At 56.2% G+C, this 8632-nt stretch carries 4 protein-coding genes; all 4 read left to right on the top strand.

Translation table 11 applies throughout. From position 1 onward, the window contains the following. Positions 1–63: 63 nt before the first annotated feature. The 4 genes from D9N13_RS23135 to D9N13_RS23120 are packed head-to-tail and all read left to right on the top strand — an operon-like array spanning position 64 to position 8628. On the top strand, positions 64–888 hold the full coding sequence (locus tag D9N13_RS23135; RefSeq protein WP_290594356.1) for a peptidylprolyl isomerase: 825 nt from the start codon (positions 64–66) through the stop codon (positions 886–888). Then, complete coding sequence (locus D9N13_RS23130) at positions 885–1775, top strand: hypothetical protein (protein ID WP_290594355.1); 891 nt, start codon at positions 885–887, stop codon at positions 1773–1775. Before D9N13_RS23135 ends, D9N13_RS23130 begins: the two co-directional genes overlap by 4 nt. Positions 1776–1832: 57 nt before the next feature. Beyond that, entirely contained in the window at positions 1833–2135 is a 303-nt protein-coding gene (locus D9N13_RS23125) for a hypothetical protein (protein WP_290594354.1), read from the top strand. A 58-nt stretch (positions 2136–2193) separates the two neighbouring features. Next, positions 2194–8628 (top strand): hypothetical protein, encoded by a 6435-nt coding sequence (locus D9N13_RS23120; protein WP_290594353.1) that lies wholly within the window; start codon positions 2194–2196, stop codon positions 8626–8628. The last annotated feature ends 4 nt before the right edge of the window (positions 8629–8632 follow it).

Raw genomic sequence — 8632 nt, 5'->3', positions numbered from 1 at the left:
TGGGTTGCCCTTGGTGCTAATGGGGCTGGCAGACAAAAGAAATACTTAGGTAAGGATTAACACATGATAGGAAAACACTACTTGGCTTGTGCCTTCATCTCCGTTGCCATGGTTGCGGGATGCAGTAACGACCAATCGCAGGGTGACGTGATAGCAACAGTCGGTGACGAAGCAATAACAGATACACAGTTTGATGCGTATCTGAAGTTCAAGAACGTGCCAGCCGATAACAGCGCCCGCCGTGACAAAGAGCTGGAAAACTACCTGCAGCGGGAAGCGCTGGCGGCGGCCATTGCCCAACAGGAGCAGATGGACGAAGCCCTGATTGAAGCTGAAGTGCGGGAATTCCGTAAACAGGCTTTACTCAGTCGCTATTTCGACACATACCTCGCTGAGCAGGTAACCGAGCAAGCCATCAAGAACTATTACAACAGCCACATTGACGAGTTTACTGAAGAAAAAGCGCATTTGGCCCATATCCTGCTGCGCACCAATCCGAAAATGAGTGATAACGAGAAAAAAGCCCAGCTCAACAAAGCCCATGAGGCCTACAGCAAACTGCAATCGGGTGCCGATTTTGCGGAAGTGGCTGAGCAATATTCCGAAGATACCGTTTCCGCCAAGCGCGGTGGCGATCTGGGCTGGGTCAAGCAAGGCGCCATCGATGCCAACTTCACGGCGCAGGCATTCAAACTGGACGCCGGGGAATACAGCGAGCCCATGGCCACCACCTTCGGTTATCACATTGTGAAACAGTTGGAAGCGCCCAAAAAGATCAATGAGCCCTATGAAAATGTGAAAGGCAAGATCCGGCACATTCTGCGCCAGGCCGCCAAAGAGGCGGAATACGAGCGTTTGCAGGCTCTGGTGAAAGTGGAAACGAAATGAGTGGTTCCATGAAAGCAATCCAGGCCCTGTGTATGGGGATGAGCCTGCTGCTGGTTGGCTGCGGTGACAAGGAACCCGCAGCAGAGCCGGCTGCAACAGCCGAATCAAAACCGGCCGCTGAACCGGCTTTGGTGACCGTCAACGGTGCGGCCATCACGGAAACCCAGCTGGATTACGCCATGACCCGTACCCTGGGTGAAAGTGCGGGTTTGCTGGTGGGGCCTGAAGTCCGTGACAAGGTACTGCAGAGTCTGGTGCAAAGCCGCGCCATCGCGCAGCAGGCACAACAGGAGCTGAGTGCAGAGGAAGCCGCGTTCCTGGAGGAGCAGGTACGAGCCTACCGTGAGGAATTGCTGGTCAAGCGCTACCTGCAGAACCACGCTGATCCGCAGCCGGTAAGCAACCAGCAGGTAACGGAATATTACAACAGCAATCCTGAATTATTTGGCGGTGAAGTGATTCGCACCTTTGAATACATTACCTCCGTGGGGCCGCTGGCCGATCTGGACCGCGAACAGTTGAAAGCCGCGTACCAGAAGGCGTCCGCCAGCCAGGATTGGAAGCAGCTCAGTGCCACGCTGGTGAAAGAAGGGTTTCCGGTAAAACACAAACAAGCAGAAATGAACATTAAACTACTGCCCCCCAATATCAAGGAGATGGTAACCAATGCCAAGGTGGCAGAAGGGGTAGAAATTCACACCCGTCCGGATGTGATTATGTTGCGTGTACTGAAGGAGCAGGTCACCACGACCAAACCCTTACAGACGGTGAGTGCAGAGATTCGCAAGACGCTGGCTCACAAACAAATGAAAGAAGCGGTCAAATCGTTGGCCAGCCAGGTGATGTCGCAGGCGCAGGTTGATTACGCGACCACCGACCAACAGTAATTTGGGGGAAGCATGTTGGTATATTGTCGAATTTTACTATGCACATTGGGGTGCCTGATGTCTGCCGTGACGGCAGCTGAATGTCTACCACCGGCAACACCGATTTTGCCGGATGGCGCTGCGGCCAGCGAATCTGAAATGATTCAGGCCCAGGAGACCGTTGCAGGGTTTCTTAGCGAAGCGCGGGCTTATCTTCAGTGCCTGGAACAGGATGAAGCGTTGAGCCTGGCGGCTGAAACCGAAAGCGCGGAATCCAAGTCGCAGCGTGATGAGGCATACCAACAGATGCTCGAAACCATGAAAGCACTGAACGAGCAACTCCTGGTGCAGCTGCAGGAATTTCGAAACGTAGACCAATAAGAAGTCTGCTAAGCGGCGCGTATGCGCAAGATGTATTTGGCACGGAAGATCGGGCGTTATGATCAAGCATTCTGGATGTAAATTTTTAATTGTGGTGGCCTCCCTGATGTGGGGGTTAACGGCATCCCATGCCTATGCACAGAACTGTGAGCTTTTGTTTGAAAGCCCGCTGCAGGTGCATGACCTGAATGGTGCTGTACGGTTCCGTCTGAGTTCGCGGGTGTACGATGCACCCAATGATGAACTGATTACACCCTTGATCATTGAGGAACCGTTAACGCTCAGCTGCGGTTGGTCAGACTGTTCTGCCTCCGGTACCACGGCGCCGCCGATCTACATTAATGACTTCAAGCTGAGCGCTGCAACCACCGATATCGACGTAGGCATCCTGCAATCTGCCACCACCGATGGCGTGCAGACCCAGTTCCGCAATGTGGTGGTCAACAGCACCGGCAATCTGACCTTCAACAGTGCCCAATCTGAATACCTGATCGATACCCTGCACCTTAAGCTCAGCGCCACCGTCAAACTGCCGGCCGGTGATTACTGGGTCAATAACCTGATCATGGATTATGGTGCCAACATCAAAGTTCTGGGTGAAGGCACCGTGCGCTTGATGGTGAACAACGATACCGCTCTGGCGGATGAAGTGGATATCAACCAGACCGCGTCCGCACACCAGTTGTTTATGTACGTTAACGGCAGCCTCAATCTGGGGCCCAACGCCAGACTGGATGGATTTGTCTACAGCCAGGGCCCAATGGACGTTGGTTCTTTCTCGGTACTTAAAGGCGCCTTCAATGCCAGCATTGTGGAGTTGCATTCGGGCACGGCAGTGTATTCCCGTCATGATAACGCCGCCCTGGTGAATTATGGTGACAGTTGCCAACAGTCTTTCTCTTACCCCGATCTGGATGGTGATGGTATCCCGGACATCAATGATCTGGATATTGATAACGACGGCATCGGCAACGATTACGAACGCATGGTGGGCACCGATCCGTATCTGGCCAGCGACGTGCCCGTGGATGCGGACGGCGACGACGTGCCGGATTCCCTGGAAGGGTATGCCGGAACCTATTGTTCCGCAGCGTTTGAAACCGGCTTGCAAACCCATACCCAGAACGGGTTGGTGGATTTTGGTTCCTATTCCCTGATGGAGAATGCGCCCACCAGTCAATTGCGCTCCAGTCAGGTGGTAAACAGCAATGCGTTGTTCAGCGCTGATTCCTGCGGTAATACGGATTGTTCCGCTTCCGGCGTGCCGTCACCTTTCATACTGGCGCCGGATTTCAAATTCAGTACCTCATCCACCGACATCTCCGGCAGTGCCACTCTGGGTAATGACGGCCAGCGGGAGTTCGATGAGGTGACGCCGCTGTTGTTCTCCACCATCACCTTTGCGCAGCCCGGCGAATACCGGATTCGCAAACTGAATCTGTGGTCCAGCAGCACCGTGGTGCTGGCACCGGGCGATTACTGGATTGAACAACTGTCGATGGCATCCTACACCAAGATCAAAGTCCAGGGTGAAGGCACGGTGCGCCTGTTTGTCTACTCTTCCAGTGTCACGGGTAACAGCTCCGAGCTCAACATGCCCGGCGGTAACGAAGGGGATCCGGCCAAACTGGTGATCTACGCCTGGCAGGCTTTTGAATTGGGTGCCTACTCGGATACCAGCGCCTACCTGTATGCCCGTGGTGATATTAATACGGAAGGGTCCACTAAATTTTACGGTGCCATGGCTGGCGCCAACATTGATTTGTCGTACAGCGATAAGATGTATTTCCGCAACCAGAATCTGTATCAGGCGGATTTTGGATTGCTGTGCGATGTGGACAACGATGGCGTGTTTGACGGGTTGGATGACGATCTGGATGGGGATGGCCTGACCAACGATCTGGAAGCGGCCAATAACGCCGATCCCATGAACCCCGACAGCGATGGGGATGGCCTGTTGGATGGGGAAGAGGTGCTGACCTATCAATCCAATCCCCAGTTAGTGGACAGCGACAGCGATGGCCTATCGGACAGCCTGGAAGTGTGGGAGTTCGGCACCAGCCCCATCAAGGCGGACACCGATGATGACGGCCTGAGCGATACCGACGAATTGCAAACGTACGAAACCGACCCGCTAGTGCCGGACACCGATGAGGATCAGCTTAGCGACGGCTATGAGGTACTGACCTCCGGCACCGATCCCCTGTTGCCCGACACCGATGAAGACGGATTGCTGGATGGCCCGGAAATTCTTACCCATGGTACCGATCCATTGGATGCCGACAGCGACGATGACAGCCTGAGCGACGGTGCGGAAATCAATGAGCACCAAACCAATCCGTTGGCAGCCGACAGTGACGCAGATGGCTTGACCGATCCCCAGGAAATCAATACCACCCAAACCGATCCGCTGAACCCGGATACCGATGGCGATGGCCTCACCGATGGCGCGGAAATCAATACCCATGGCAGTAACCCGCTAATGGATGACACCGACGGCGATGGCATCACCGACGGAGCGGAAGTGAATACCTACGGTACCAATGTGCTGCTGGCGGACACCGACAGCGACGGCTTAAGCGATGGTGCGGAGATCAACACCCACAGTACCAATCCGTTATTGGCGGATACCGATGGCGATGGCCTCAGCGATGGTGAGGAAGTTAATACCCATGGTACCAACCCGTTGTCAGATGATTCCGATGGGGATGGCCTCACTGACAGCGCCGAGCTGACAACCCACGGCACTAATCCATTATTGGCAGACACCGATGGTGACGGCCTTGCCGATGGCGCAGAGGTCAACACCCACGGCACCAACCCATTGCAGTCGGACACTGATAGCGATGGCTTAAGCGATGGTGCGGAGATCAATACCCACGGCACCAATCCATTATTGGCGGATACCGATGGTGATGGCCTGGCCGATGGCGCGGAGGTCAACACTCACGGTACCAATCCGCTGCTGGCAGACAGTGATAGTGATGGTGTCAGCGATGGTGATGAGGTGAACACCCACGGCACCAACCCACTGCAGGCCGATAGCGATGGCGATGGCCTGAGCGACGGAGCCGAGCTTAACGAACACAGCACCGATCCACTGCAAGCGGACACGGATGGGGATGGCCTCAGTGACGGGGAAGAAGTGAACACCACCAACACCGACCCCAACCTGGCAGATACCGACAGCGACGGGCTGAGTGACGGTGATGAAGTGAATGTTCACAATACCGACCCCCTGGATGCCGACAGTGATGATGACACCTTAAACGATGGGGATGAAATCAACACCCATGGCACCAACCCCAACCTGGCGGACAGCGACAGCGATGGCCTGACCGATGCCCAGGAAGTGCTCACCTATAACACCAATCCCAATCTACCGGACAGTGACAGTGATGGCCTGACCGATGGCGCGGAAGTCAACACCCACGGCACTGATCCATTGAAACCCGACAGTGACGAAGACGGCTTAAGCGACGGCGCCGAGATCAACACGCACGGTACCAATCCATTATTGGCGGACAGCGATGGGGACACCCTGTCCGATGGCGACGAAATCAATACCTACGGCAGCAATCCGTTGCTCACCGACAGCGATTCCGACGGCATTGCTGATAACGTGGAAGTGGTCAATGGCACCAATCCGGCCAAGGCCGACACCGATGATGATGGTGTGGACGACGCTGCGGACCAGTTCCCCACCGATCCGGCGGAATGGTCGGACCTGGATGGCGATGGTCAAGGTGATAACAGCGATCCCGATCGCGACAACGATGGATACAGCAACGAAGAAGAAGTGGCGGCAGGGTCCGATCCAAACGATCCCAACAGCATCCCGGATACCACGCCACCGGAAATCACAGTATTGGGTAGCCAGCCGTTCGAAACCGACGAGGATTACTTCACCCTCAACGGTATAGCCACCGATCTCAGTGGTGTGGCATCGCTCACCATCACCAACGATCAAAGCGCCGGTACCATCACCGCACAGTTCAGCGGCGATAACTGGGGTGCGGATGTGCCGGTTGAGCTGGGTGTAAACAACCTGCAACTGAAAGCCGTGGATACCAAAGGCAATGAAGCCACGGTGATTGTTGCGGTGGAACGGCTCAGCACCGATACCGTGGTGCGCCTCACCATTGATTCGCCCGTTGGCTACAGCAAGGTTACCGAACCTTATGTGGTGGTAACCGGTAAACTGCAGTCGGAAGTGCGTTCTGAAAACATCGTGCTGACGGTGGACAATGAGCCTACCGCACTGCAGAGCACGGCCCTCAACACGGAGTACACCTACCGTTCCGCGCCGGTACAACTGCAGGAAGGCAACAACACCATTCTGGTTCAGGCAGTACTGGACACACAGACCCTGCAACGCAGCGTGGTGGTGATCTACGAGCCGGAAGTGGCAGAAACCGATGCCCCGTTGATCAGCCTGTTGTCACCGGCACCGGGCAGCATGCTCAACAGTGACAGCTTTACCCTGGCTGGGGAAGCCATCAGCTTCAGCGGTGCCGCCCAGATCCGGGTCAACGGCGAATTGGTGTCCCTGCAGGGTGGCCAGACCCAGGCGGGCAGCTTCCAGGAGATTCTCAACTTCCCGGCCGGCGCGGAAAGCTTCCAGGTGACGGCATCGATCACCGACGGCGAAAACCGAACCGTGGCGGCCCAGGCGATCTACTATCGGGATATTACCCCGCCGGTGATCAGTGTGGGCGGCGGCCTGCAACCGGTACCTACGGAAAATAGGGTGGTGGCCTCACGCTATGAGCTGTTCGGTGTGATCAGCGAAACCAACCTCGCAGGCTTTACCGTGAACGGTCAACCGGTGAGTGTAGAACCTGGCGCCGCCGCCGGGGAGTATCTGTTCTCCCTGCCGTTGGCCCTCAGTGTCAGCACACCGCTGACGGTGGAGTTGAACGCACGGGATGCTGCCGGCAACAGTACCAGCCTGGAATACACCCTACTTAGAGATGGCTCGGTCACCGTTGATCCGTTGTTACCGGCCGATGGCAGTGAATTCATCAACCAGGGCCAACCCATTGCCCTGCAGGTGGCCGCGGCCATTGCCGGCCTGTCTGCCGATCTCACCACCTATGCGGTACTCACCAACGCCGCCGATGAGATACTGGATCAGCAAACCCTGTCCGGCTCCTCCACCCTGTTGGCGGGCACCGTCACCATTCCCGCCCAGGCCGGGGATTACGACATCGCCATCGAAGTGCGCGACCTGACCGATAAAGTGGTGGGCACGGCCGGTTTGTCGGTATCGGTGCGGGATCCGCAACAGGTACCGGTTGCGATCCAGAAAATAGAACCCGCCAACAATGCAACGGACATCGAGCCCAACGGCTTTGTTTCCGTGTACTTCAATCAGCCGGTGGACCCAGCTTTGGTTTCCATCACCGTCAACGAAACCCTGAACGGCTTTACCTACATCGACAGCGATCCGCGCGGCGTCAGTGGCATGCGCGGGGCAGGGCACCGACTGGTGGAAGTAAACCGCTCGTTCGAAGCGGTAGCGGGCAGCATCGCGCCATTGCCGGGCAGCACCGTCATGGCTTTCTACCCCGAACGTGAATTGGGTTATGGTGCCAACGTGTTTATCACCGTGACCTATGACGGCAACGAAATGGAGCGAGCCCAGTTCAAGGTGCGTGACTTGCCCACCTTCATCACCGGGGGCGTACAGGATCAATTGGGGCAACCCTTGGCCGGAATCACCGTCAAGTTGAAAGAACTCAATCGCAGCACCAAAACCGACCGGGATGGCGCCTACCACTTCGGCTTCGGTGATGCCGCCAAAAACAACATCCCCAGTGGCGAATACACCCTGGAATTCAACCCTGAGTTCAAGGACACCCGTTACGGCAGCATCAGCTTCCGCGAAAGTGTGGTGGAAGGCCGCATGAACCCCATGGATCTGCGTACCGTGCCGGCACTGGATCCCACCATTAACTTTGTTCCGGTGCAAGGCGGTGGTGAAGTGACCCTGTTGGGCGGCGATTTGGTGATGGATCTTACCGACACCCGCCTGGTGTTCCCAGATCAGAACACCAGCGGCCCCATACACGTCCAGTTTACCGATTTCTCCCAGTTCCCCTATCCATTGGGGCCGCTGGGCTACGGTCACTGGCTCTACTTTGTTCAGCCCGGCGGCATCGCGGTGGAAGGTAGCATTACCGGGCTGGATATTGCCATGCCTGCCATCATGGGCAGCTACGACTACGTACCCGATAACGGATACTACGTGGTGATGCTGGGGCTGGATGATCGCAGCCAGCTCATCGTGCCGGTGGGTGTGGGGCAAATTGAAAATTACCGGGTGCGCAGCGTTGGCGAGCTGCAATACCAGCGCCTGGATGCCATCGGCTACGGCATGGTGCCGTACGAATGGCAGGAAACCCTGGCCAAATACGCCAATGGCGACATCAGTCTGGAACTGATGCGGGCAGAATTGAGCAGCGTCGTTAACAGCACGAGCGGGCAGTAGGAAA

The organism is Ketobacter sp. GenoA1 (genome assembly GCF_003671475.1).
Taxonomy (GTDB): domain Bacteria; phylum Pseudomonadota; class Gammaproteobacteria; order Pseudomonadales; family Ketobacteraceae; genus Ketobacter.
The sequence above is the reverse complement of the archived record's forward strand: the minus strand, read 5'-3'. Positions and strand labels throughout refer to the sequence as shown.